At 72.5% G+C, this 26950-nt stretch carries 3 protein-coding genes and 1 pseudogene; all 4 read right to left on the bottom strand.

Going from position 1 to position 26950, the window contains the following annotated elements:
* Window positions 1–57: 57 nt before the first annotated feature.
* Window positions 58–23097 (bottom strand): non-ribosomal peptide synthase/polyketide synthase, encoded by a 23040-nt coding sequence (locus ACFMRZ_RS04030; protein WP_400177962.1) that lies wholly within the window; start codon window positions 23095–23097, stop codon window positions 58–60.
* A 514-nt stretch (window positions 23098–23611) separates the two neighbouring features.
* The gene (locus ACFMRZ_RS04025; protein ID WP_400177961.1) at window positions 23612–24055 is read right to left on the bottom strand and encodes an SRPBCC family protein; all 444 of its coding nucleotides are present in this window, start codon (window positions 24053–24055) and stop codon (window positions 23612–23614) included.
* A gap of 302 nt (window positions 24056–24357) precedes the next feature.
* Window positions 24358–25446 (bottom strand): NAD-dependent epimerase/dehydratase family protein, encoded by a 1089-nt coding sequence (locus ACFMRZ_RS04020; RefSeq protein ID WP_400177960.1) that lies wholly within the window; start codon window positions 25444–25446, stop codon window positions 24358–24360.
* 149 nt (window positions 25447–25595) lie between these two features.
* Window positions 25596–26939, bottom strand: a pseudogene (locus ACFMRZ_RS04015) (aldehyde dehydrogenase family protein).
* Window positions 26940–26950: the final 11 nt, after the last annotated feature.

The raw sequence follows: 26950 nt of genomic DNA, 5'->3' as shown, positions 1-26950 counted from the left end.
GTGACTGTGTAGAGCACTCCGCTACCTCCCGATAGAAGCATCTCCTGTCCATGGCCGCTACTCGGATCTCTCGAGACGAGCCCGCAGCACCGCGCCGATGTCGGCCAGCGCCGCGGGCGAGGTCATCTCGCCGTGCGAACAATTCACGAGATGCTCTCGCACCTCCCCGGCGACGAGCGGACGCCATTGCGCCGCACCGGGATTCGGGCCGCGCCCGGCGGCCGGGCCGTCGTCCTCGACGGTCGCGGTGAACAGCACCATGTCGCCGTCGTAGCGGCCGGGCTCGTACCGCGAACCCATCCGGCTGCCCGCGAGGTATCCGGCGTAGAGCCGCTCCACGTGTTCCGGGGTCAGCGCGCCGAACGGGCCGGACCGCTCGCTCAGCAGCGCCGCGGCCTGTTCGGCCGTGACCTCGACGCGTTTCAGGTCGTCGTCGCCGAGCAGGGCGCCCAGCAGTTCGCCGGTGGTCGGCTCGGCGGCTTCCGGCTCGCCCGCCAGGATGCGGCTGTCCAGCAGAGCCAACAGCGCGACCCGATCCCCGGCGGCCCGCAGCTGGATCGCCATCTCGTAGGCGATGAGCCCGCCGAGCGACCAGCCCAGCAGGTGGTACGGACCCTCGGGCTGTACCTCCTTCATCTCTTCCACGTAGCGCGCGGCCAGCGTCGGCACGGTGTCCGGCCCCACGCCGCCCTCGGTGAGGTGCGGGATCTGCACGCCGTACACCGGGCGTTCCGGGTCGAGGTGCGGCAGCAGACCGGCGTAGCTCCACGACACGCCGCTCACCGAATGCACGCAGAACAGCGGCGGTTCGGTCCCGTCCGCGCGGAGCGGAAGCATGGTGTCGAAGGCGGCGTCGGCGCGCGCCGGTTCGGTCCCGCCCGCGGTGTCGAGGCGGGCGGCGATGCCCGCCGGGGTCTGGTCGAGGAACACCGCCTGCACCGGCACCTCGAGCCCGTGCGACTCGCGCAGCACCGCGGCCATCCGGGTCGCCAGCAGCGAGTTGCCGCCGAGTTCGAAGAAGCTGTGGTCGGCGCCGACCGGCGTGACGCCGAGCACCTCCGCGAAGGCCGCGCACAGCGCCGACTCGACGGCCGTGGCCGGTGCCCGGTACGCGGTGGCGTCGGTGAGCACCGGGGCGGGCAGCGCGGCGCGGTCCAGCTTGCCCGAGACCGTCACCGGCAGTGCGTCTATCACCGTGATCGACTGCGGCACTTGGTAATTCGGCACCCGATCCACCAGGTGGGCGCGCAGCTCCGCCGCCGTGCAGGAGGCGCCGGGCGCCAGTTGCACATAGCAGGCCAGAGCCGCTGCGCCGGTGGGCAATTCGAACGCCGTGGTGACCGCGCGATCGACCTGGGGGTGGCGCACCAGGGCCGCGTCGATCTCGCCGAGTTCGATGCGGAAACCGCGGATCTTCACCTGATCGTCGGTGCGGCCGAGGTATTCGATCTCGCGGTCGGCGGCATGCGGCGCCCAGCGGACCAGGTCGCCGGTGCGGTACATGCGCTCGCCCGGCGCACCGTACGGGTTCGCGACGAACCGCGCACCCGTCAGCCCGTGACGTCCGTGATAGCCGCGGGCCAGGCCGATGCCCGACAGGTACAGCTCGCCCGGCACCCCGACCGGTACCGGCCGCAGCCGGGAATCGAGCACCAGCAGGCCGAACCCGCGGATCGGCCCGCCCACCGTCACCGCGACATCGGGCCGCATCGGCATGCTCAGCGCCGCGGCGACGGTCGCCTCCGAGGGACCGTAGGCGTTGTACATCCGGCGCGGTTCGGCGTCGGGGCCGCGCGGCACCGCCCACCGCTCGACGAGTTCCGGGCCGGTCCGGTCGCCGCCGACCATCACGACCTCGAGGTCGTCGAGCCCGTGCGGGTCGACGGTCGCCAGCGCCGCCGGAGTCACGAAGGCGTGCGTAATGCGCTGTCCGCGCAGCAGATTCCGCAGTTCCGTGCCGCCGTAGACGCCGGCCGGTGCGATCACCAGCGTCGCCGCGCCGCCGAGGGCGAGCAGCAGATCCAGCACCGCGGCATCGAAACTCGGCGACGCGAAGTGCAGCACCCGCGCACCCGGATGCACCGCACAGCGTTCCGCCAGCTCCCGCGTGAAGTTGGCGAGTCCGCCGTGAGTGACGGTGACGCCCTTGGGAATTCCGGTGGAGCCGGAGGTGTAGATGAGGTACGCCGGATTGGCCAGGCGCGGTCCGGGGCCGCGCTCGGCGTCCGTCAGCGGCGCGTCCGCGACCGCGGCCAGCCGGTCGGCGAACCGTGGATCGTCGAGTACCAGCCAGTCGGGGCCGTCGGGCAGCTCGGCGCGGCAGCCCGTGACGGTGACGCCGAGCCGCGTGCCCGAATCGGTCAGCATGTGCTGCTTGCGCTGCCACGGATAGGCGGGATCGACCGGCAGGAACGCCGCGCCGGTCTTCGCCACCGCGAGCACCGCCAGCACCGACTCGGTCGAGCGCGGGATCCCGACCGCGACGTACCGCTCCGGCCCGGCGCCCGCCGCGCGCAGCACCCGGGCCAGCCGGTTGGTGAGTCGGTCCAGTTGCTCGTAGGTGACCTCCTCGGCGCCGTACCGCAACGCGACGGTCCGCGGATCGACCGCCACCGCCGTCGCGAACAGTTCCGCGAAAGTCGTTGCCGCGCAGGGACCGAGGCCGCACACCGGGGTGAGCGCCCGCATTTCCGCCGGGGCCAGCAGTTCCAGATCGCCGACGGCGCGGCCGGGTGTGGCGACGGCGTCGCCGAGCACCCGGACGAACCGCTCGGCCATCCGGCCCGCGGTCCGCGCCTCGAACAGGTCGGTGGCATAGGTGAGGCTCAGCTCGATGCCCGCCGGTTCGCCGTCCGGGCCGAACGACTCCGCCAGCGTGAACTGCAGATCGAATTTGGCGGTCTCGATCTCGACGGGCTCGGCCGTCACCGCGACGCCGGGCAGTTCCAGCGCCACCGGCGCCGAACTGTGTACCGACAGCATCACCTGGAACAGCGGGTGGTACGCGGTCGAGCGCACCGGATCCAGCGCCTCGACCAGCCGCTCGAACGGCACGTCGGCGTGCGCGAACGCGTTCAGGTCGGTCTCGCGCACGGCCGCGAGCAGGTCGGTGAACGCGTCGTCGCGCTCGATCCTGGTGCGCAGCACCAGGGTTCCGACGAACATGCCGATCAATCCGTCGAGCCCGACGTCCTCGCGGCCCGCGATGGGCGTGCCGATGGCGAGGTCGCCGGTGCCGCCGAGCCGCGCCAGCAGCGCCGCCAGGGCCGCGTGCAGGACCATGAAGACCGAGGCGCCGTGGCGGCGGGCCAGTTCGTGCACGGCCCGGTGCAGCGTCGCGTCGATGGGCGTCACCACGGTGGCGCCGCGGTGGCTGGGCAGCGGCGGGCGGGGCCGGTCGGTGGGCAGTTGCACGCATTCGGGCAGGCCCGCGAGGGTGTGCCGCCAGTAGTCCAGCTGGGTGGCCGCCGGGCTGTCCGGGTCGTCGTCGCGGCCCAGCAGTTCGCGCTGCCACAGTGTGAAGTCCGCGTACTGCACCGGCAGCGGCGACCAACCGGGCGCGCGGCCCTCGACGCGGGCCGCATAGGCCGTGCGCAGATCGGCGGCCAGGGGGAGCACCGAGCCGCCGTCGGCCGCGATGTGGTGGATGACGACCGCGAGCACATGGTCCCGTTCGCCCAGCCGCAGCAGCAGCATGCGCACCGGGGTCTCCGCGGTGAGATCGAATCCCTGTGCCGCCGAGCGCCGTACGCGTTCGGCCGCGCCCTCGGCGTCGGTGTCGACGGTGACCGGGTGGACCCGGGCGTCGGTGATCACCTGGCTGGGGCCGTGCACCGAGTCCGGGAACACGGTGCGCAGGCTCTCGTGCCGCTCGACCACATCGTGCAGCGCGGCCCACAGCGCGGCCGTGTCGAGCGCGCCGCGCAGGCGCAGCACCACCGGGAGGTTGTACGCGCCGGAGGACACGTCGGCCCGGTTCAGGAACCACAGGCGCTGCTGGGCGGGCGACAGCGGGATCCGGTCCGGCCGTTCCCGCGGCGTGAGCGCGGGCCGCGCGGCGACCGGGCCCGAGACGTCGAGCAGGGCCGCCAGCCCGGCCGGGGTGGGATGGTCGAAGACCGCCCGCACGCCCAGCCGCTGCCCGCCCGCGGCGGCGATCCGCGCGACCAGCTGGGTCGCCGACAGCGAGTTTCCGCCCAGTTCGAAGAAGTTGTGGTCGGCGCCCACCTCGGACCGTCCGACGGTTTCCGCCATCGCGGCGGCGACCAGCCGTTCCGCCGCCGTGGCCGGGGCGCGCCCGCTGCCGGTGACCCCGAACACCGGTTCCGGCAAGGCTTTTCGATCCAGCTTCCCGGTCGGGGTCATCGGCGGCACGGGCAGCGTGACGATCGCCTCGGGCACCATGTGACCGGGCAGGCGGCGCGCCGCGTGCTCGCGCACCGCGCCGACCGCGGCCTCGTCGCACACCACGTAGGTGACGATGCGGGAGGTACCGGCGGTGTCGGCGCGCACCTCCGTGTGCGCGAATCGCACACCCGGACAGGCGGACACGACCGCGGTGATCTCGCCGAGTTCGATGCGCAGGCCGCGCACCTTCACCTGGTCGTCGGCGCGACCAGCGAACACCAGCTCACCGGCCCGTGTCCAGTGCACCAGATCGCCGGTGCGATACAGCCGATCTCCGGTGCCGCCCAACGGATTCGCGACGAACCGGACGGCGGTCTGCCGCCGCCGGTCGTGGTAGCCGAGGCCGACGCCCGCGCCGCCGACGTACAGTTCCCCGACGGTGCCGGGCGGTACCGGCCGCAGCCGGTCGTCCAGTACCACCGCCGTCACGCCGCGCAGCGGACGGCCTAGCACGGCGGGGCGGCCGGGCCGCATCGGCGGCGACAGCGTGGTCGCGATCGTCGCCTCGGTCGGACCGTAGCCGTTGATCACGGTGCGGCGGGGCAGCCACGGCGCGACCAGGTCGGCGTCGAACGCCTCGCCACCGAGCACCAGCGTGCGAACCCGCGGCAGCGGCCAGCGCACCGGGTCGATGGTGGCCAGCACCGCCGGAGTGGTCACCGCGTGGGTCACCGCTTCGCGCTCCAGCAGCGCCGCGAGGTCGTCACCGCCGTAGACATCGGCCGGGGCGACCACGATCGTCGCCCCGCAACTCCACGCCATCAACAGCTCCAGCACCGACACGTCGAAGCTCGGCGAGGCCAGGTGCAAGGTGTGCGAAGCGGCGTCGATATGGAAGCGGCGGCGCAGTTCCGCGGCGAGGTTGCGCAGCCCGCGATGGCTGATCGCGACGCCCTTGGGCTGTCCGGTGGACCCGGAGGTGTAGATGAGGTAGGCGGTGTCGCCGGGCCGCAGCCGCCGGGTGCGGACCGTGTCGAGCACCGCGTGCGACACCGTGTCCGGCGTCTCGAGGTCGGCCGGGGTCAGCCATTCGATGTCGCCGGGCAGCTCCGCCCGGTCCGCCGGGCGCGTGAGTCCCACTCGCACACCGGAATCCGAGAGCATGTGCCGGATCCGGTCGGCGGGGTGGCGCACGTCGACGGGCAGGAACGCCGCGCCGGTCTTGGCGATGGCCAGCGTCCCGATCACCGATTCCACCGACCGGGCCATGCCCAGCGCGACGACGTCGCCGGGGCCGAGGCCGCGCCCGATGAGCGCCCGCGCCAGCCGGTTCGCCCGCCGGTCCAGGTCCCGGTAGGTCAGCCGCACCGAACCGCACCGCAGCGCGATGCGATGCGCGTCGGCGGCCGACGAGGCGAAGACGGCGGGCAGGGTCAGCGGGTCGGCCGGGATGCCGTCGGCGGCGGGTACCAGCGACGCGTGCTCGGCCGGGGTGAGCAGGTCGATGTCGCCCACGGCGATCCGCGGCCGCGCCACCACCTCGGTCAGAATACGGATCAGGCGCTGCGACAAGGCTTCCGCGGTCTCGGCGTCGAACAGATCGGTGGCGTAGGTGAGGCACACCTCGACGTCGCCGGGACGGTGGTCGTCCAGCCACGACTGGGTCACGGTGAACTGGAGGTCCATCTTCGCGGTGGCGGTGTCGATGTCCTCGCTGCGGATCTCCAGGCCGGGCAGCCGCAGCTGGGCCGGAGCCAGGTTGTTCAGCGACAGTCCGACCTGGAACAGCGGGTGGTGCGCGGACGAGCGCTCCGGATTGAGCACCTCCACGAGCCGCTCGAACGGCACATCGGCATGGGCGAAGGCGTCCAGATCGTCGTCGCGTACGCGGGCCAGCAGGTCGGTGAAGGCGTGCCCGCCGTCCACTTCGGTCCGCAAAACCAGCGTGCCGACGAACATGCCGATCAACCGGTCCAGTCGCGGGTCGGTGCGCCCGGCCACCACCGTGCCGACGGCCACGTCGCGGCTCGCGCCGACGCGGGCGAGCAGCACCGCCAAGGCCGCGTGCAGCACCATGAACACGCTGGCGTCGTGCCGCTGCGCCAGCTCCACCAGGCCCGCGTGCACGGCCGCGTCGAGCCGGGTCAGCACCGACGCGCCGCGATGCGACGCCACCGCGGGACGCGGTCGGTCGCACGGCAATTCGGCGCACTCCGGGAGTCCGGCCAGGCGTTCGGTCCAGTAGCGGATCTGCCGCGACAGCACGCTGTCGGGGTCGTCCTCGTCGCCGAGCACCGCGCGCTGCCACAGACTGAAGTCGGCGTACTGCACCGGCAGCGGCGACCAGTCGGGGGCGTCCCCGGACCGCCGCGCCCGGTACGCCTGCGCCACGTCGGCGGCCAGCGGCGCCAGCGACCAGCCGTCGGCCGCGATGTGATGCACCACCAGCACCAGCACATGCTCACCGGGCGACACGCGGAACAGGGCCGCGCGCAGCGGCGGTTCCACGGCGAGATCGAAACCGGCGGAAGCACATTCGCCGATGGCGGCGGCCAGATCGCCGGGCGTGCGGTCGATGACCGGCAGCGGCGGCCGGTGGGCGGGCAGCACCACCTGCGCGGGGCCATCGGCGCTCTCGGGATAGACGGTGCGCAGGACCTCGTGGCGATCGGTGACGTCCGCGATCGCCGTGGCGAGCGCGTCGGCGTCGAGTTCGCCACGCATCCGCAGCACGGCCGGGATGTTGTACGCGCCGGAGGTGGTGTCGAAGCGGTTGAGGAACCACAGCCGCTGCTGCGCCGGCGACAGCGGGATCCGCTCCGGCCGTTCGCGCGCGGTCAGTTCCGGTCGCGCCGCGGTGTGCTCGGTGGCGTCCAGCACCGCGGCGAGTCCCTCCGGTGTCGGCTGTTCGAACACCGCGCGGACCGCGAGCTGCCGGCCCGTGGTCGCGGCGATCCGCGCCACCAATTGCGTTGCCATCAGCGAGTTTCCGCCGAGTTCGAAGAAGCTGTGGTCGGCACACACCTGGTCGCGGCCGACGACCTCCGCCATCGCCGCCGCCACGAGTCGCTCAGTGGGCGTGGACGGTTCGCGACCGGCGGCGGACTCGACAGCGAAAACCGGCTCGGGCAGCGCCTTGCGATCCAACTTGCCGGTCTGGGTGAGCGGCACGTCGGCGAGCACCACGATCGCCGACGGAACCATGTGCGACGGCAGCCGCCGCCCGGCGCGGGCCCGCAGCGCCGCGGGGTCGAGCGCGGCGGATCCGGTCGGCACGACGTAGGTCACGATGCGCCGTTCCCCGGTGTCGTCCGCGCGAACCTCGGTGTGCGCCAGCTGAACTCCGGGCTCGGCGGCCACGACGGAGGTGATCTCGCCCAGTTCGATGCGGAACCCCCGCACCTTCACCTGATCATCCGACCGCCCCACAAACACCAAACCACCCGCAGACCACCGAACCACATCACCCGTCCGATACATCCGCTCACCCACACCACCAAACGGACACGCCACAAAACGCAACGCCGACAACCCCACCCGACCCACATAACCCCGACCCACACCACAACCCAACACATACAACTCCCCCACCACACCCACCGGCACCGGACGCAACCGACCATCCAACACCACCACACCCACACCACCGATCGGACCACCCAGCACGACCGGCTCACCCGGCCGCAGCGGTTGCGACATCAGCATGACGATGGTGGTTTCGGTGGGGCCGTAGACGTTTCGGAACATCCGGCCGGGCGCCCAGCGTTCCATCAGCTCCGGGCCGTAGGCCTCGCCGCCGACGGCCAGGCACCGCAGCGCGGGCAGCGGCCAGCGGTGCGCGTCGATGCTGGCCAGCGCGGCCGGGGTGATGAACGCGTGCGACACCCGCTCCCGGTCCAGCAGCTCCGCCAGCTCGTCACCGCCGTACACATCGGCCGGAGCGATCACCATCGTCGCACCGGCACACCACGCCAGCAGCATTTCCAGCACCGAGGCGTCGAAGATCGGCGCGGCGAAATGCAATGTGCGCGAGTCGGGTTCGATGCGGTAGCGCTCCCGCTGGGCCGCGGCGAAATTGGCCAGACCGCGATGGGTGACCGCCACGCCCTTGGGCACGCCGGTCGACCCGGACGTGTAGATCACGTACGCCACCTCGTCCACCGACAGCGGCCGAACCCGGTCGCGATCGGTCACCGGGGCCGGGTCGCCGCTGTCCAGTTCGGCCGGTGTCACCCACCGCACGCCGTCCGGCAGCGCGTCCGCGTCGGCCGCGAGCCCGATCCGGACGCCGGAGTCGGTGAGCATGTGCCGGAGGCGCTCGGCCGGATGACGCGGGTCGATCGGCAGGTAGGCCGCGCCCGTCTTGGTGACGGCCAAGGCGGCGAGCACCGACTCGGCCGAACGCGGCAGCGCCAGCGCCACCACGTCGCCGGGGCCGATCGCGTGCCGGATCAGCCCGCGCGCCAGGCGATTCGCCCGCTCGTCCAGCTCCCGGTACGTCCACTCCGCCGTCGCGCTCCGCAGTGCGACCCGGTCCGGGCCGAGCGCCAGCGCCGCGGCGAAGCAGTCGGCCAGCGGCCGGGCCGCCACGGCGGGGCCGCCGTGCGCGGGCACGAGCGCGGACCGTTCTCCGGCGGTCAGCAGATCGATGTCGCCGACCGCGGTCTGCGGACGCGCCACCACGGCGGCGAGTACCCGGGCGAACCGCTCCGCGAGCAGTTCGGCGGTCCCGGCGCCGAAGAGATCGGACGCGTAGGTGAGGTGCACCTCGATGCCGCCGGGTGCGCGGTCGGCCGTCCACGACTGGGTGAGGGTGAACTGGAGATCGAATTTCGCCGAACCGGAGTCGATCGGCTCGCCTACCACCTCGAGGCCGGGCAGGCGCATCACCTCGGGCCGGTCGTCGTGCACCGACAGCATGACCTGGAACAGCGGGTGATGGGCGGTGGACCGGACGGGGTCGAGCGCCTCCACGACCCGCTCGAACGGCACGTCCGCGTTGGCGAACGCGTCCAGATCGCCGTCGCGCACCGAACCGAGCAGTTCGGCGAAGCTCCGCCCGGCGTCGACGCGGGCTCGCAGCACCACGGTGGCCACGAACATGCCGATCAGACGGTCCAGCTGTTCCTCGGACCGCCCGGCCACCGCGGTGCCGACCGCGACATCGTCGGTGTTGCCGAGCCGGGCGAGCAACATCGCGAGCGCCGCGTGCAGGACCATGAACACGCTGGCGTCGTGGCGGCGGGCCAGCTCCACCAGGCCCGTGTGTACCGCCGCGTCCACCCGTGTCACCACCGATGCGCCGCGATGCGAAGCCACCTCCGGCCGCGGCCGATCACACGGCAGCTCCAGGCATTCCGGCAGTCCGGCCAGGGTCCGCCGCCAGTAGTCGAGCTGTGCCGCCGACAGACTCTCGGGATCGTCGGCCTCGCCGAGCAATTCGTCCTGCCACAGGCTGAAGTCGGCGTACTGCACCGCCAGCGGCTCCCACCGCGGCGCGGCGCCCGCGCGGCGGGCCTCGTAGGCCGCGACCACGTCCGCACCCAGCGGTCCCAGCGACCAGCCGTCGGCGGCGATGTGATGGACCACCAGCACCAGCACGTGCTCGTCGGCGCCGGCCCGGGACAGGCCCGCCCGCAGCGGCGGCTGTTCGGTGAGATCGAAACCGGCGGTGGCGAATTCGGCGATCGACGCGGCGTCGGGGCCGAGTTCGCGCAGCGGCGTGCCCTGCGGCCACAGCGCGTCGATCGCGCGGACGGACTGGTACGGGCCGTCACCGGAGTCCGGGAAGACGGTGCGCAGCACCTCGTGCCGCTCCACGACGTCGCGCAGCGCGGTCTGCAACGCCTCCACGTCGAGCGCGCCGCGCATCCGCAGCGCCAGCGGGATGTTGTACAGCCCGGAGCCGGCGTCGAAGCGGTTGAGGAACCACAGGCGGCGTTGCGCGGAGGACAGCGGGATGCGGCCCGGGCGTTCGCGCGGTGTGAGCGCGGGCCGGGCGCCGTCCGCGTCGGCCGGGCGCTCGTCGAGCAGTACCGCCAGATCGGCCGGGGTCGGATGCTCGAACACCGACCGGACCGGGAACCGGTGGCCGGTGCGGGTCGCCAGCCGCGCCACCAGTCGGGTGGCCAGCAGCGAGTTGCCGCCGACATCGAAGAAGCTGTGGTCGGCGCAGACCGTCTCCTGGCCGACCACCTCGGCCATCGCGGCGGCCACCAGTTCCTCGCTGGGCGTGGCCGGGGCGCGGCCGCCGGTCGCGTCGAACTCGGGCTCCGGCAGCGCGGCACGGTCCAGCTTGCCCGCCGGGGTGCGCGGGACCGCGGCGAGCACGACGATCGCCGACGGCACCATGTGCGCGGGCAGCCGGTCGCCGACGTGGCGGCGGATCGCTTCGGGGTCGGCCGCGCCGGTGCCCTCCGCCGTCACGTACGACACGATCCGCGGCTGCCCGACCGCGTCGTCGCGCACCTCGGTGTGCGCGAAACCCACACCGGGACAATCGGAGACGGCAGCGGTGATCTCGCCCAGTTCGATGCGGAACCCCCGCACCTTCACCTGATCATCCGACCGCCCCACAAACACCAAACCCCCACCCACAGACCACCGAACCACATCACCCGTCCGATACATCCGCTCACCCACACCACCAAACGGACACGCCACAAAACGCAACGCCGACAACCCCACCCGACCCACATAACCCCGACCCACACCACAACCCAACACATACAACTCCCCCACCACACCCACCGGCACCGGACGCAACCGACCATCCAACACCACCACACCCACACCACCGATCGGACCACCCAGCACGACCGGCTCACCCGGCCGCAGCGCGTCCGAAAGTACCGGCGCCACAGTCGCTTCCGAGGGTCCGTAGGCATTGAACAGCCGGCGACCGGTCGCCCAGCGCCTCACCAGATCCGCGCCCACCGCCTCACCGCCCACCACCAGCGACCGCAGGTGCGGCAGCTCCCAGCGCGCGTCGATACTCGCCAGCGCCGCCGGGGTGATGAACGCGTGCGACACCCGCTCCCGATCCAGCAACTCCGCCAGCTCGTCACCGCCGTACACATCCGCCGGAGCGATCACCATCGTCGCACCCGCACACCACGCCAGCAGCATTTCCAGCACCGAGGCGTCGAAGCTCGGTGACGCGAAATGCAGGGTGCGCGAGGAGGATTCGACACCGTATCGGTCGCGCATCGCGGCCGCGAAGTTCGCCAGGCCGCGGTGGGTGACCGCGACACCCTTCGGGGTGCCGGTGGAGCCGGAGGTGTAGATCACGTACGCCACGTCGTCCACCGAGAGCGGCCGCACCCGATCGGCGGCGGTCACCGGGCGGGTGTCGCCGGAGTCGGTGATCGTCACCCAGTCGACCGTGTCCGGCAGGTGTGCCCGGTCGGCGGCGGTGGTGACGCCGAGGCGAGCGCCGGAGTCGGCGAGCATGTGGCGGATGCGTTCCGCCGGATACCGCACGTCCACCGGCAGATACGCCGCCCCCGCCTTGGCGACCGCGAGCACGGCCACGACCGATTCCACCGACCGCGACAGGGCCAGCGCCACCGTGTCGCCGGGGCCCGCGCCGCGGCCGATCAGCATCCGGGCCAGGCGGTTCGCCCGCTCGTCGAGTTCCCGGTAGGACACCGACAGCGAATCACAGCGCAGCGCAACGTGTTCCGGCGCGGTTGCCGCGCGCGCGAACAGCTCGCCCAGGGTGGCCGCGGGCAGCGCGGCCCCGCCGCGCGCCGGTACCAGCGCCGACCGCTCCCACTCGTCGAGCACCTCGAGGTCACCGACCACGGCTCCCGGGTCGGCCGCCACCGCGTCGAGGATCGCGATAAAGCGGCGCAGCAGGCGTTCGGCCGTCCCGGATTCGAACAGATCCGTGGCGTAGTCGAGGCGCAGATCCATGCCCGCGGGCGTGTGGTCGCCGGTGTGCGATTCGGTCAGCGTGAACTGCAGGTCGAAGCGCGCGACCGCGGCGTCGATGCGCTCGCCGTGAATCTCCAGCTCCGGCAGGGTCATTCGCACCGGCTGCGCGTCCTGCATGGACAGCATGACCTGGAACAGCGGGTGGCAGGCGGTGGAGCGGGCCGGGTTCAGCAGCTCCACCAGCCGCTCGAAAGGCACGTCGGCGTGCGCGAACGCGTCCAGGTCGCCCTCGCGCACGGCCGCCAGCAGGTCGGCGAACGAGCGGCCGCCGTCCACGTCGGTCCGCAGCACCAGCGTCCCGACGAACATGCCGATCAGCCGGTCCAACTGCGCCTCGGTGCGGCCCGCGATCGGCGTGCCGACCGCGATGTCGCGGGTGCCCGACAGCCGGGCCAGCAGCACCGCGAGCGCCGTGTGCACCACCATGAACAGGCTCGCGCCGCGCGTGCGGGCGAGGTCGGTCAGCCGGGCGTGCAGCGCCGCGCTCAATTGCGCCGACACCGCCGCACCGCGCTGGGAGGCCACCGCCGGGCGGGGATGGTCGACCGGCAGTTCCAGGCATTCCGGCAGTCCGGCGAGCCGGTCGGTCCAGTAGCCGATCTGCCGCGAGAGCACGCTGTCCGGATCGTCCTCGTCGCCGAGCACGGTGCGCTGCCACACGCTGAAGTCCGCGTACTGCACCTCCAGTGGCTTCCATTCCGGCGCGCTGCCCGATCGCCGGGCCTCGTACGCCGCGGTCACGTCGGCGGCCAGCGGCTCGAGCGACCAGCCGTCCGCGGCGATGTGGTGAATCACCATGGCCAGCAGGTGTTCCCGGTCGCCGGTGCGGATCAGCTCGGCCCGCAACGGGACCTCGGCGACCAGATCGAAGCCCCGCGCCGCCAGGTCCCGCGCGCGCTCGCGGGCCTGGTCGGGCGTGCCCTCGCTGCGCGGCAGTTCCGGATGCGCCTCCGCGCCGGGCAGGACGACCTGGCTCGGTCCCGCGTCGGAGTCGGGGAAGAGGGTGCGCAGGCTCTCGTGCCTCTCCACCACGTCACCGAGGGCCTGCCGCAGGGCCGTCACGTCCAGCGGGCCGCGCAGCCACAGCCCGATCGCGATGTTGTAGGCGCTCGAGGCGGTGTCGAACCGGTTGAGGAACCACAGCCGCTGCTGCGCGGTCGACAGCGGGATCCGGCGCGGGCGCTGCCCGGCGGTCAGCGCGCGCTGCCCGGTGCGGCCCTCCCGGTCGGCGGCGTCGAGCAGCGCGGCCAGCCCGGCCGCGGTCGGATGCTCGAACACCGACCGCACGCCCAGCCGATGCCCCGACCGGGCGGCGATCCGCGCCACCAGTCGCGTCGCCGACAGCGAGTTCCCGCCGAGGTCGAAGAAGGCGTGGTCGGCCGACACCGTGTCCGCCCCGACCACCTCGGCCATCGCCGCCGCGACCAGGATCTCGTTGGGCGTCACCGGTTCCCGACCCGGCCGGGCGAGCGCGCCGAAGTCCGGCTCGGGCAGCGCCCGCCGGTCCAGCTTCCCGGTCGGCGTGCGCGGGATCGACGACAGCGCGACGAACGCCGACGGAACCATGTGCGCGGGCAGCCGGGCGGCCACCCGCTCCCGGATCGCGCCGGTGTCGGGTTCGGCCGTGCCCGCGCCGACCAGGTAGGCGACGATGTGCGGTGCGCCGGAGTGGTCGCGCCGCACCTCGGTGTGCGCGAACCGGACCTCCGGGCACGCCGCGACGGCGGCGGTGATCTCGCCCAGTTCGATCCGGAACCCGCGCACCTTCACCTGGTCGTCGGCGCGGCCGACCAGAGCCAGCGCGCCGGTCGGGGTCCAGCGCGCCAGATCACCGGTGCGATACATGCGCTCGCCCGCCGCGCCGAACGGGTCGGCCACGAACCGGTCCGCGGTGAGCGCCGGCCTGCGGTGATAGCCGCGCGCCAAACCCGCACCGGCCAAATACAATTCGCCCACCACGCCGGGCGGCACCGGGCGCAGCCGCGCGTCCAGCAGCACCGCCGTGACGCCGCGGATCGGGCGTCCCAGTTCGATCGGCGCGCCGGGCTCCAGCGGGCTGACGGTGACCGCGACGGTCGATTCGGTAGGTCCGTAGGCATTGAACATCCGGCGGGCCGCCGCCCAGCGGCGCACCAGTTCCGCGTCGCAGGCGTCGCCGCCGACGATCAGGCACGCCAGCTCCGGCAGCGGGTGGCGATCCGGGTCGACGGTGGCCAGCGCGGCGGGCGTGACGAAGGCATGGGTGATCCGTTCTTGGTCGAGCAACTCGCCCAGCTCGTCACCGCCGTACACGTCGGTGGGCGCCAGCACCAGCGGCGCACCGGCACCGAACGCCAGCAGCATCTCCAGAATCGACGCGTCGAAGCTCGGCGAGGCGAAATGCAGCACCCGAGAACCAGTTTCGACCCCGTACCGCTCGCGCTGCTCGGCCGCGAACCCCGCCAGCCCGCGATGGGTCACCGCGACACCCTTCGGTGTCCCGGTGGAGCCGGAGGTATAGATCAGGTAGGCGACATCATCGACGCGCGGCGTCCGTATCGGCGCGGCGTCGAACGCACCGGCGGCATACCCATCGGTCGCGACGGAGGGTCCGGCCGCGGAGACGGCGGGGGTGGGATCGGCTGGGGTCAGCCAGTGGATCTGGTTCGGCAGGTGGGGCGCGGCGGGTGTGGTTGTCAGGCCGAGGCGTACTTGCGCGTCGGACAGCATGTGGCGGATTCGGTCGTCCGGGAGGGACGGGTCGATCGGCAGGAAGGCGGCGCCGGTGCGGGCGATCGCGAGAGCGCCCAGGACCGAATCCACCGAGCGCGGGAAGGCCAGCGCGACCACGTCGCCGGAACCGACGCCCTGCCGGATCAGCTTGTGTGCCAGCCGGTTCGAGCGCTCGGCGAGTTCGCGGTAGGTCAGCCGAGTCGAGCCCGCGCGTAGTGCCTCGGCGGACGGGTTCGCGCGCGCGGCACGGTCGAACAGCTCCACGAAGGTGATCGGGTCCGCCGCCTGGGCGCCGCGGGCCGGCGCCAGCGCGGCGCGTTCCGGCGCGGCCAGCAGATCGACGTCGCCGATCGCGGTCGCCGGGTTCGCCGCGACGGCCGACAACAATCCGACGTAGCGTTCGGCGATGCGCGCGGCCGAGGCCGCGTCGAACAGGTCGGTGGCGTAGGTCAGCCGCAGGTCGATGCCGTCGGGCGTGCGGTCGGCGGTGTAGCGCTCGGTGAGGGTGAACTGCAGATCCCACATGGAGATGCCGGTCTCGACCTGGTCGGCCAGCACCTCGAGCCCGGGCAGCCGCACCCTCTCCGGCGCCGAGTCGTGTACCGAGAGCACGACCTGGAACAGCGGATGGTGCGAGGTGGAGCGCGCCGGGTTGAGCACCTCGACGACGCGTTCGAACGGAATGTCGTTGTGCGCGAACGCGTCCAGATCCGTCTCCCGGACCGCGGCGAGCAGGTCGGTGAAGCGCTCGGCCCCGTCCACCCGGGTGCGCAGCGCCAGAGTCCCGGCGAACATCCCCACCAGCGGATCCAATTGCGCGTCGGTGCGGCCGGCGATCGGGGTCCCGACACACACGTCGCCCGTCGTGCCCAACCGTCCCAGCAGGGCCGCGAGGGCGGCATGGGTCACCATGAACACGCTGGTCTCGGTGCGGCGGGCCAGGCCGACCACGGCGGCGTGCAGCGCGGCATCCATCGGCAGCGCCAGCGACGCGCCGCGGTGCGACGCCACGGCCGGGCGCGGCCGGTCGACCGGCAACTCGAGGCAGTCGGGCAGACCGGCCAGGCGATCGACCCAGTAGCCGACCTGGTTCGCGGCGACGCTCACCGGATCGTCCTCGTCGCCGAGCACCCGGCGCTGCCAGATGCTGTAGTCCGCGTACTGCACCGGCAGCGGCTCCCAGCGCGGCGTCCGTCCCGCGCGGCGAGCCGAGTAGGCGGCGGCGAGGTCACCCGCCAGCGGCGTCAGCGAGCGACCGTCCGCGGCGATGTGGTGCAGCACCAGCCCGAGTACATGCTCGTCGGGCGCGGTGCGCAGCAGTTCCGCGCGCAGCGGGGTCTCGGTGGTCACGTCGAAACCGGTGGCGGCCAGCGCGCGCAGGCGGGTCTCGACGTCCGCCGCGCGCACCGGAACGATCGAAAGGGCCGGAGTCGCTTCGGTTTCGGTGACGATCACCTGGCACGGTCCGTCGGGCCCGTCGGGGTAGACGGTACGCAGCGATTCGTGCCGCCCCACCACATCGCCGAGCGCCGCGGCCAGCGCGTCCACGTCGAGTTCGCCGTGCAGCCGCAGCGAGAGCGCGATGTTGTAGGCGCCGGAGTGCGGGTCGAACCGGTTCAGGAACCACAGCCGCTGCTGCGCCGGGGACAGCGGGATCCGCTCGGGTCGCGGCGCGGCCACCAACTCCGGGCGCGCCCGCGTCCCGGACTGCTTGCCCACCAGCGTCGCCAGGGCCTCGACGGTGGGCGCCTCGAAGATCAGCCGCACTCCGATCGGCGCGCGCATCGCCGCGCTCAGCCGCGCCGCCACCCGGGTGGCGGCCAGCGAATTGCCGCCCAGGCCGAAGAAGTCGTCGTCCAGGCCGACGCGGGGCAGCCCGAGCACCTCGGCGTAGGCGCCCGCGACGAGCCGCTCGATCGGCCCCACCGGCGGCCGGAATTCGGCGATCTCGAACACCGGCTCGGGCAGCGCCTTGCGGTCCAGCTTGCCGTTGGCGTTCAGCGGCAGCGCCTCGAGTACGACGAACGCCGACGGGACCATGTACGACGGGAGCACGTCGGTCAGCCGTGCCGTCACCGCCGCCGTGTCGATCGTCGCGCCGGGCGCGGGCGCCACGTAGGCGACGAGACGGTCGCCCGCGCGTTCGCCGTGCGCGATCACCGCGGCCGCGCCGATCTCGTCGAGCCCCAGCAGCGCGGTCTCGACCTCGCCCAGCTCGATGCGGAACCCGCGAACCTTCACCTGAAAGTCGGTGCGGCCCAAGTATTCCAGCTCTCCGGCGGAGTTCCAGGACACCAGATCGCCGGTGCGGTAGAGGCGTTCGCCGGAATGCTGCGAGAACGGATGTGCGACAAAGCGTTCCGCGGTCAGCGCCGGCGCGCGGTGATAGCCGTGGGCCAGCTGGGCGCCGCCGAGATACAGCTCACCCGCCACTCCCGGCGGCACCGGGCGCAGGTACGCGTCGAGCACGTACACCTGGGTGTTCCACTCCGGGACGCCGATCGGCACGGTGCCCGCGTGCTCGTCGGCCACGCGGCGCGCGGTGACCGAGACGGCCGCTTCGGTGGGGCCGTAGAGGTTCCACAGGTCGACGCCGGGGTTGCTCTCGCGGAAGCGGCACGCGGTCTGCCCGGGCAGGGCCTCGCCGATGACCAGCGCCGTCCGCAGCGCGGACGGCAGGGACGCGCCGGTGGTCAGCAGCGCGTCGACGGTCGAGGGCACCGCGTGCAGCACCGAAACCCGGTGCTGCTCCATGGCTTTGGCGAGATACACCGGGTCGCGGTGCCCGCCGGGTGCGGCCACCACCGTGCGGCCGCCGCAGGCCGTGCCGGACCAGAATTCCCACACCGACAGGTCGAAGGTGGCGGCGGTCTTCACCAGCACGGTGTCCTCGCCGTCCATCGCGAAGGTCGCGCGCTTCCAGGCCAGCTGGTTGGCGATGGCGCGGTGCGGCACGGCGACGCCCTTGGGGCGGCCGGTGGAGCCGGAGGTGAAGATGAGGTAGGCGGTGTGCTCAGGACGCAGCGGGGCGAGCCGATCGCCGTCGGTCACCGGCGCCGCCGACTCCGCGGACAGCTCCAGCGCGTCCACCTCGAGCACCGGGACGTCAGCGGTGACCCGCGCGCGATCACGGCGAGTGCTCAGCACGCACAGCGGCGCGGCGGTGCCGAGCACGTGACCCAGCCGATCCGCGGGCTGGTCGGGATCCAGCGGCACGTAGACGCCGCCCGCCACCGATACGGCGTACATGGCGACGATCAGGTCCACCGACCGGCGCATGCCCAGCGCCACCCGGGTCTCGGGTCCGACGCCCCGCGAAATCAAGTGGCGCGCCAGGCGATTGACCCGTTCGGCGAGCTGACCGTAGGTGAGCGACCAGACCGGTTCGCTCTCGTAGCCGTCGGCGATGATGGCGACCGCGTGCGGCGTGCGCGCGGCCTGCGCCGCGAACAGCGCGGCGAGGGTGTCCGAGGCCGGGACCGGATGCCGGGTGTCGTTCCACTCGTGCAGCATTCGCCGCCGCTCGGTCGCGTCCAGCACGTCGATGTCGCCGACGGGGCGGCGCGGCGCGGCGACGACGTCACGCACGATCCGGCGGAAGCGTGCGGCGATGGCGGCGGCGGTCGACTCGTCGAACAGGTCCGACGCGTAGGCCAGGTGACCGGTGATACCGGCGGGCGCGCCGGTATCGTCGTAGGTGTCGGTGACGACGAGTTGCAGGTCGAATTGCGCTATCCCCGTGTCGATCTCGGCAGCCGAGACGGTGAGCCCGGGCATGTCCAGCCGTACCGGGTCCAGGTTCTGGAACGAGAAGCCGACCTGCACCAGCGGGTGGCGCGCGGTGGAGCGCACCGGGTTGAGTTCCTCCACGAGCCGTTCGAACGGCACCTCCGCGTGGGCGAACGCGCCGAGGTCGACCTCGCGCTGGCGGGCCAGCAGCGCCGCGAACGATTCGCCCGCCTCGACCCGGGCCCGGAACACCAGCGTGTTCACGAACATGCCGATGACGCCGTCCAATTCGCGTTCGCCGCGGCCCGCGATGGGCGTGCCCACCGCGACGTCGGGCATCCCGGAGAGCCGGGCGAGCAGCACCGCGAAGGCCGCGTGCGCGGCCATGAACGGCGTGGCGTTGCCCGCCCGCGCCACCTCCGCCAGCCCCGCGTGCAACTCCGCGTCGAGCGTGACCGGCACCCGCCCGCCCTCGAACGACTGAGTGGCGCGGCGCGGGCGATCGTAGGGCAGGGTCAGCTCGTCCGGGAGATCGGCCAGCTGCTCGGTCCAGTAGGCCAGCTGCACCGCCGCGCGGCTACCGGGCACGGACTCGTCGCCGAGCGAATCACGTTGCCACACACTGTAGTCCGCGTACTGGACGGGCAACGGCCGCCAGTCGGGCGCGCGTCCGGCGCGGCGTGCCCGGTAGGCCGCGGAGAGGTCGTCGGACAGCGGGCTCAGCGACCAGCCGTCGGCGACGACGTGGTGGATCACCAGCGCGAGCACATGCTCGCGGGGGCCGGTGCGGAACAGCCGCGCGCGCAGCGATGTCTCGGTCGTCAAATCGAATCCGCCGCGGGCGAACTCGCGGACCCGGCCGGTCACCTCCGCCGGGTCGACGTCGACGACCGGCAGCGTCAGGGCGGCGGCCGCGGCGGGCAGTACCACCTGGCACGGTCCGTCGGGGCCGTCGGGGAAGATCGTGCGGAGCGTCTCGTGGCGCTCGACCAGGTCGCCGAGCGCCGCGCGCAGCGCCGTCACGTCCAGTTCGCCGCTCAGGCACAGTGTGAACGGGATGTTGTAGGTGCTCGAGCTGGGGTCGAACCGGTTGATGAACCACAGCCGCTGCTGCGCGGGCGACAGCGGGATGCGGTCCGGCCGGGGCCGCGGGGTCAGCGGCGCGCTGCCGCCGCTGCCGACGTGCCGCTCCACCTGCGCCGCGAGTTCGGCGACGGTCGCCTCCTCGAGGAACAGCCGGACCGGCAGCCGGGCGCCGACCTGCTCGCCGAGGCGCGCGGCGGCCTGGGTCCCCGACAGCGAATTGCCGCCGAGCGCGAAGAACCCGTCGTCCAGTCCCACCCGGTCCACGCCGAGCACGTCGGCGAGGGTGCGGGCGGTCGCATATTCGATCGGCGTGCGGGGCGCGCGGTAGTCGCGGACCTCGGCGACCGGTGCGGGCAGCGCCCGCCGGTCCAGTTTCCCGTTGGCGGTCAACGGGATCGCGTCGAGCACCACGAAGGCCGCGGGCACCATGTACTCCGGCAGCACGGCCGCGACCGCCGCGCTCACCGCGCGCGTGTCCGGCGGCGTCCCCGGTCGTCCGGTGAGGTAGGCGACGATGCGCTTGTCGCCGGGAACGTCCTCGCGCACGACGACGGCCGCGGTCCGCACCCCGTCCTGCGCCAGCACGGCCGCCTCGATCTCCCCGAGTTCGATGCGGAAGCCGCGGATCTTCACCTGGTCGTCGGCGCGGCCGAGGTAGTCCAGGGCGCCGTCGCCGATGCGCTTGCCGAGGTCGCCGGAGCGGTACAGCCGGGATCCGGGCGCGCCGAACGGGTTCGCCACGAAGCGTGCCGCGGTCAGGCCCGGCCGCCCGAGGTAGCCGCGGGCCAATTGTGCCCCCGCGACGTAGATCTCCCCCGGCACCCCCGCCGGGACCGGGCGTAGCCGGTTGTCCAGCAGGAAGGTGCGCAGGCTCGGGATCGCCGCGCCGATGCCGCCGGCGTTCGGCCGGCTCACGTCGGACCGGTCCAGGGCTCGATGCGTCACGTGCACCGTGGTTTCGGTGATGCCGTACATGTTCACCAGTACCGGCGCCCGGTCACCGTGGCGGTCGAACCAGTCCGCCAGACGGCGTAATTCGAGGGCCTCGCCGCCGAAGACGATGTGCCGCAACGCCAGTGGCGGCTCGTCGTCCGGGTCGTGTTGCTGTGCAAGAGCTTCGGCGGCGTCGAGCTGATAGAACGCCGAGGGGGTCTGGCTGAGGACCGTGACCCGCTCGCGTCGCAGCAGCTCCAGCAGTTGCTCGGGCGATCGCGAGGTGAGGTAGTCGACCACCACCAGCGTCCCGCCGTGCAGCAGCGGACCCCACAGTTCCCATACCGAGAAGTCGAAGGCGTGCGAGTGGAACATCGTCCACACATCGGTGTGGTCGAACCCGAAGTGGGCACGGGTGCTCGCGAACAACGTGGTGACGTTGCGGTGCGGGATCTGTACGCCCTTCGGGCGGCCCGTCGAACCGGACGTGTAGATCACGTAGGCGATGTGGTCGGGCCGCAGCGGCACGCGCCGATCGGCGTCGGTGAGCGGTGACCCGTCGCCGTCGTCCGAGGACAGTGCGCCCAGGTCGAGCTCCGGTGTCCCGGGCGGCAGCGCGGCACGCACGTCGCGGGTGGTCACGGCGCACACCGGCCGGGCGTCGGTGAGCATGTACTCGATGCGGTCGGCGGGGTATGCCGGATCGACCGGCAGGTACCCGGCGCCGGATTTGATCACCGCCAGCAGCGCGACGATCAGGTCCACCGAACGCGGCAGGGCCACCGCGACCAGTGTCTCCGGTCCGGCGCCCGCTTGGATCAGCTTGCGCGCCAGCCGGTTCGCGCGACGGTCCAGTTCGCCGTAGTCGAGGCTGTCCGCGCCGCAGCGCACCGCCACGGCCGAGGCGTGCGCCCGCGCCGCCGCGTCGAACAGGTCGGTGAGGGTGTGTTCGTCGGACACGATCGGGTGCCGCGCCGCGGCCTGCGCGGTCAGCCGCTCGTGTTCGTCCGCGCTCAGCAGCGGCAGATCCGCCACCACCGCCTGTGGTCCGGCCGCGAGGAACCGGCCGAGGTAGGCGAGGAATCGTCGATGATGCGCGCGCAGCTCCGTGCCGTCGTACCGCTCCGGGTTGCCGACGAAGTCCACGTGCAGTCCGGCGTCACCGGCGCCGTTGTAGATATTGATCGACAGGTCTTCCACCGGCCCGGTGGACACCACGTGCACCGTCGCGTCCGCGTCGCCGAAACGCATCCGGTTGTGGTACAGCATCAGATTGACGACCGGCCCGAAGAAACCGCGCCGGTTGTTGGCGCTGCCGAGGTCGCGGCGCAGGTCCTCGTGCCGGTAGCACTGATGCCGCAGCGCCTCCTCCAACCGGTCCGCGGCCGTGCGGACCAGGTGGTCCACCGTCGCGCCCGGGTCCACCGGCAGGTGCAGCGGCACCACGTTCGAGACGTATCCCGCCGACGCCCGCAGCAGCGGCGTGGTGCGCGCGGTGACCGGCAGGCTCAGCACCACGTCGGCGCTGCCGGTGACCGCCGAGAAGTATCCGGCCAGCGCCGCGGCGAACAGCGCGGGCCGCGAGACGCCGAAACGCTCACGCGCGGAACCGAACAGCGCCGTGGCCGCAGTGTCGACGGCGCCGGTCGCGGTGCGCCGCCCCGCCCCGGCCGGCGCCGGGCGATCGCTCAGCTCGAAGCACTCGGGCACCCCCGCCAAACGGTCGAGCCAGTATCGGCGGTCCTCCACGAAACTCGCCGAGTCGCGGTATTCCAGCTCCGCCGCGTAGACCTCATACAGGTCGCCGGCGCTGGCCGGGCTCGGCTCGGTGCCCGACACGGCCGCGTTGTACCGCTCGATGATGCGGGCCACCAGCAGCATCGCGCCGTAACCGTCGATCGCGATGTGATGCATCTTCGCGTACCAGAGGTATTCGTTCTCCGCGACCAGCAACACCGCGGACCGGAACAGCGGGCCCGACAACGGCATCGGCGCGCTGGCGTCGCGCTCCATCCAGCGCCGGGCCGCGGCGCGCGGCTCGGCCTCCGCGCGCATATCCACCACCTCGCAGGCCAGCGACACCGCGGAGTCCACCAGCTGCCACGGCGTGCCGTCCACCTCCACCACCCGCAGCCACAGGCTCTGCAGATCCGCCGCGGCGCCGACGATCGCCTGGTCGAGCGCTCCGATGTCGAGGCGGCCCCGGATCTCGACGTACTGGGCGACCGTCAGCGGCACGTCCGGAGTCATGTGCTGGGCATTCCAGATCCCGGTCTGCGCGGCCGAGAGAGGGAACCGGCCTTCGGCTTCCGACTCGGTGTAGCCTGCGGACTCGGGGGCCAACGAGGTCATGCAAACGCTCCGTTCGACGGTCGAGACAACGGGTTACGCGACAACCGGGGCAAGTACCTAGCAACACCGGCTCCACCGGCAGTCGTTGCCGCCGCGAGTACGGATTGGTTGGTTTGCTAGAACCGCGGAACAATCTGAAAATCGGTCACGCAGAAGGACGTCGAGGACGCGTGGTCGATGCCGCTTCCGGTCGCCGCGACTGTGCGATTTCGCGGTTCGCCTGCGAGACAGGCCGACAGCCCGGCGGCGATGCTCACCTTCCCGCGAAACACCGCAGATGGAAGGCATTTTCAGCATCACGGTATGGATCGCGATCGTGCAGTGGATTCCCGCTTCTCAATCCATCGGAGCGGACGGGCACCGAGACGCGGACGCCCATAGTTGACATCCGGAGTGCGCAGCAGGGTGAATGCTGAAATGTAGCCGAAGTCGAGTGCGACTCAGCGGTCTCTTATGCCCGCCGCAGCGCGGGGCCCACGCAGTTACCTGGTGGCGCACACCGGAACCGACGCAATCAATCCCGGTATTTACCGAGTACGAGATCGGCGAGCCGGTCGAGTGACTCCTTGTTGCGCGGCCGCAACAGCAGTGCTTGCGCCGGCTCGGGGGCGAACCGGCCCAGGCCCGCCGAGGCGCACTCGGCCATCCGGACCGCGGTGACGCCGTCCTCGACTTCCGCCAACTCCAGGTGGATCGTCGCCGCGCCGAACGGCCACAGCCGCGCCTCCAAGTCGAGACTGTGTGGCGGGTCGGCGGCCAAGACGACGGTGGTATCGCTGATCAGCAGCGGCCACGGTCCCACGCTGTGGTGGATGCGTGCGCCCGGCGCGGGCCATTCGCTGTCGACATCGCGAATGTGGGACGCGCCCACCACCCAATTGGTGTAGGACCACCCGTCGGCGAGCACGTCGAATACCGCGCTCGCCGGTGCCGGGATCCGGATTTCGACTTCGGTCATCAGCACGTCGCTTTCGTCCTCGATGCCGCCGTTGCACTGCCGGGCCCGAACCTGTCCACGATGGCCCCACGCTCCGACTACCGCCGACGGTCCCGGGCAAACCCATCTCCGCCGAGATGTCGTGGGCGTGGGCGCGCGGGCCGTTACCGCAGCGGGTAGTCAGTCGGGTGTGCGAGTCGTTCCCGCGGCGTGTGGTCAGTCGGATGTGCGGGCCGTTACCGCGGCGTGTGGTCAGTCGGCGCGCGGGTGGTTTTCGCGGCGTGTCGTCAGTCGGTGTGCGGGAAGTTAATCGCGGTCGGTGGTCAGTCGAGTCGAGTGTGCGGGTGGTTATCGGGGGGCGGGACTTGGGACTGATGGGTTGGGCGGCCGAGGCGGAGGTCGAGGTGTGGTGGCGCGAGGGGGGCGGAAGGGCCGCGGCGACCGGTTCGCATCGCGGTGGCGAGTTCGGCGCAGATCGCCGTGGCGTCGTGTCGCGGCGACCAGCCGAGGTCTCGCCGGGCTCGCTCCGCGTCGACGAGACGGGCTTGATCTGCCAGGGTCAGCCAGCCGGGATGCAGGGGTTGCAGGCCCAGCCGCCAGCCCGCCCGCGTGACCGCGAGGGCCGCCCGGCGGGGACAGGGGAGGCGGAATCCGCCGAACGAATCCGCCAGCGCCACGGCCGGTAGGACGGGTTCGGCGGCAAGATTGAAGGCGCCCGCCGCACGCTGCCGGAGGATGAGCACCACCGCCGCCGCGACATCGTCGGCGTGAACGAGCTGCAGCCGCAAGTCTTTCCACAGCGGCACCGGAAGCCACCGGCGGCCGAGGAGCGTTCGCGGCAGCCACTGCGGCAGCAACCAGTCGGCCAGCTCACCGGCGGCCTCGCCCTGCCCGATCCCGCACGGCCGGATGCGGGCGACCCGGATGGACGGCTCCCGGCGCTCGAACTCGTCCAACTGCGTCTCGAGGTACGCCTTGGCGAGGCTGTAAGCACTGCCGGGCACCCCGCCCAGCGGTGCACGCTCGTCGGCGCGCTGCCAGCGCGGCCCGGGCGCGTAGGCCGCCGCCGAGGAGGCGCACACCACCTGCCGCACTCCCGCGGTGGCCGCGGCCCGCAGTACCCGCGCGCTGCCGACGGCGTTGGTCCGCGACATCGGCGGGTCGGTGCGTCGCGGATGGACAGCCCAGGCCAGATGAACCACGGCGTCCGCACCCGCGCAGGCGTCGGCGAGCACGGGAAAAGCCTTGGGATCGCCGATATCGCAGGGAACCCAGCGCACCTGCGCGTCCTGATCCCGCCCTGCGGGCGGGAACCGACGGGCGATGCCCACGAGTTCGTCACCAGCTCCGGTCAACGCGCGCACCAACGCGGTACCGACATTCCCCGTCGCGCCGGTAACGACGATTTTCATACGCCCACCGGAATTCACCGCATCCGCATCGGCGGCGGCGCGCAGCTCATCGAACTCGCCATCGGCGTCGGCGGACAACTCACCGAACCCGTCAACGACGTCAGCGGGTAACTCACCGAACTCGTCATCGCTGGGTGCCGGTGCGGGCGTCAGGGGCGAGGGGGCAGGGGCTCGAGGTGGACTACCTTCGTGGTGGTCATTTCGTCGAGGAGTTCGGGGCCGTAGCCGTATCCGGAGCCGGAGGCGCGCCGGGGGTGGGCCGCGCCGCCCGGGGCGCCGCCGAAGACGGCGTTCACCTTCACCGTGCCGACCGGCAGCATTCGCCAGGCTCGCTGGGCGTGCTCCAGTGAGCCGGTGAGAACAGTGGCGGCCAAACCGTATTCGCCGTCGCAGGCCTCGCGCAGGCCCGTGTCGAAATCGGGCACCACTCGCACGGGGGCGACGGGGCCGAAGGTCTCCTCGCACAGCACCCGCATCGCGGGCGTGCAGCCGGTGAGGACCGTCGCCGGATAGACGCTGCCGGGACCGTCCGGAATCGTGCCGCCCACAAGGGTTTTCGCGCCGTCGGAGACGGCCTCGCGGACCTGGGCGTGCACCTCGGCGCGCAACCGCTCGTCGACCAGTGGCTGCGGGTCGAGGTTCCAGCGCTCGGCCCGGTCGCACAGGGCGGCGAGGAACTCCTCGGCCACGTCGCGGTGCACGTAGAGCCGCTCGACCGAGACGCAGATCTGCCCGGCATTGGCGAAGGCCCCGAGCGCGGCCTGCTCCGCGGCCCACACCGGATCGACATCCGCGTCGACCAGCAGCGGATCGTTGCCGCCGTTCTACAGGAGCGCCTTCGCGCCGGTGCGCGCGGCGGCCGCGGCGATGCTGCTCCCGGTGCGGCTGCCGCCCACGTGCGCGATCACGTCCACCTCCGGCGATTCGGCCAGGGCCGCGCCCACCCGACCGTCCCCGGAGACGGTCTGCACCACCCCCTCCGGGAAGTGCTCGGCGAGCAACCGCCCGAACAACTCGCCGGTGCGCGGGCACCGTTCGCTGGGCTTGTGCACCACCGTATTACCGGTCACGAGGGCGGCGCCCAGCAGTCCCGAGGCGATCGCGACGGGATCGTTCCACGGCGTCAGCGCCAGCACGACGCCGCGCGGCTGCGGAATCATGAAATCCGTTGCGTCCCAATGCCCTTGCAGGGTCTTCCCGCGATGCACAGGACCCAGCTCGGCGTACTGGTCGAGAGTGCCCGCACCGGCCAGCACGCCCTCGCGGCCGGAGTCGGCCGGGCGGCCGGTCTCGCTCTCGAGCGTGGCGGCCAGGTCGCCCGCGTGCTCGCGCACCGCGGCCGCCGCCGCGTGCATCGCCTCCGCCCGGGCGCTCGCGGGTGTGCTCGCCCACGCCGGCTGCGCGGCGCGTGCGGCACTCAGAACGGTTACCAGGTCGGCGTCGCCCGTCACCGAGTCGCTCTCGATGCGGGTCGCGTTGTCGATCTCGGTCATAGGCCCCGAGT

It is taken from the genome of Nocardia sp. N2S4-5 (genome assembly GCF_044628355.1).
Taxonomy (GTDB): Bacteria; Actinomycetota; Actinomycetes; order Mycobacteriales; family Mycobacteriaceae; genus Nocardia; species Nocardia wallacei_B.
The sequence above is the reverse complement of the archived record's forward strand: the minus strand, read 5'-3'. Positions and strand labels throughout refer to the sequence as shown.

Coding starts and splice junctions, on each gene's coding strand:
- ACFMRZ_RS04030 (WP_400177962.1), bottom strand. CDS start 23,097: ATGACCTCGTTGGCCCCCGAGTCCGCAGGCTACACCGAGTCGGAAGCC.
- ACFMRZ_RS04025 (WP_400177961.1), bottom strand. CDS start 24,055: ATGACCGAAGTCGAAATCCGGATCCCGGCACCGGCGAGCGCGGTATTC.
- ACFMRZ_RS04020 (WP_400177960.1), bottom strand. CDS start 25,446: ATGAAAATCGTCGTTACCGGCGCGACGGGGAATGTCGGTACCGCGTTG.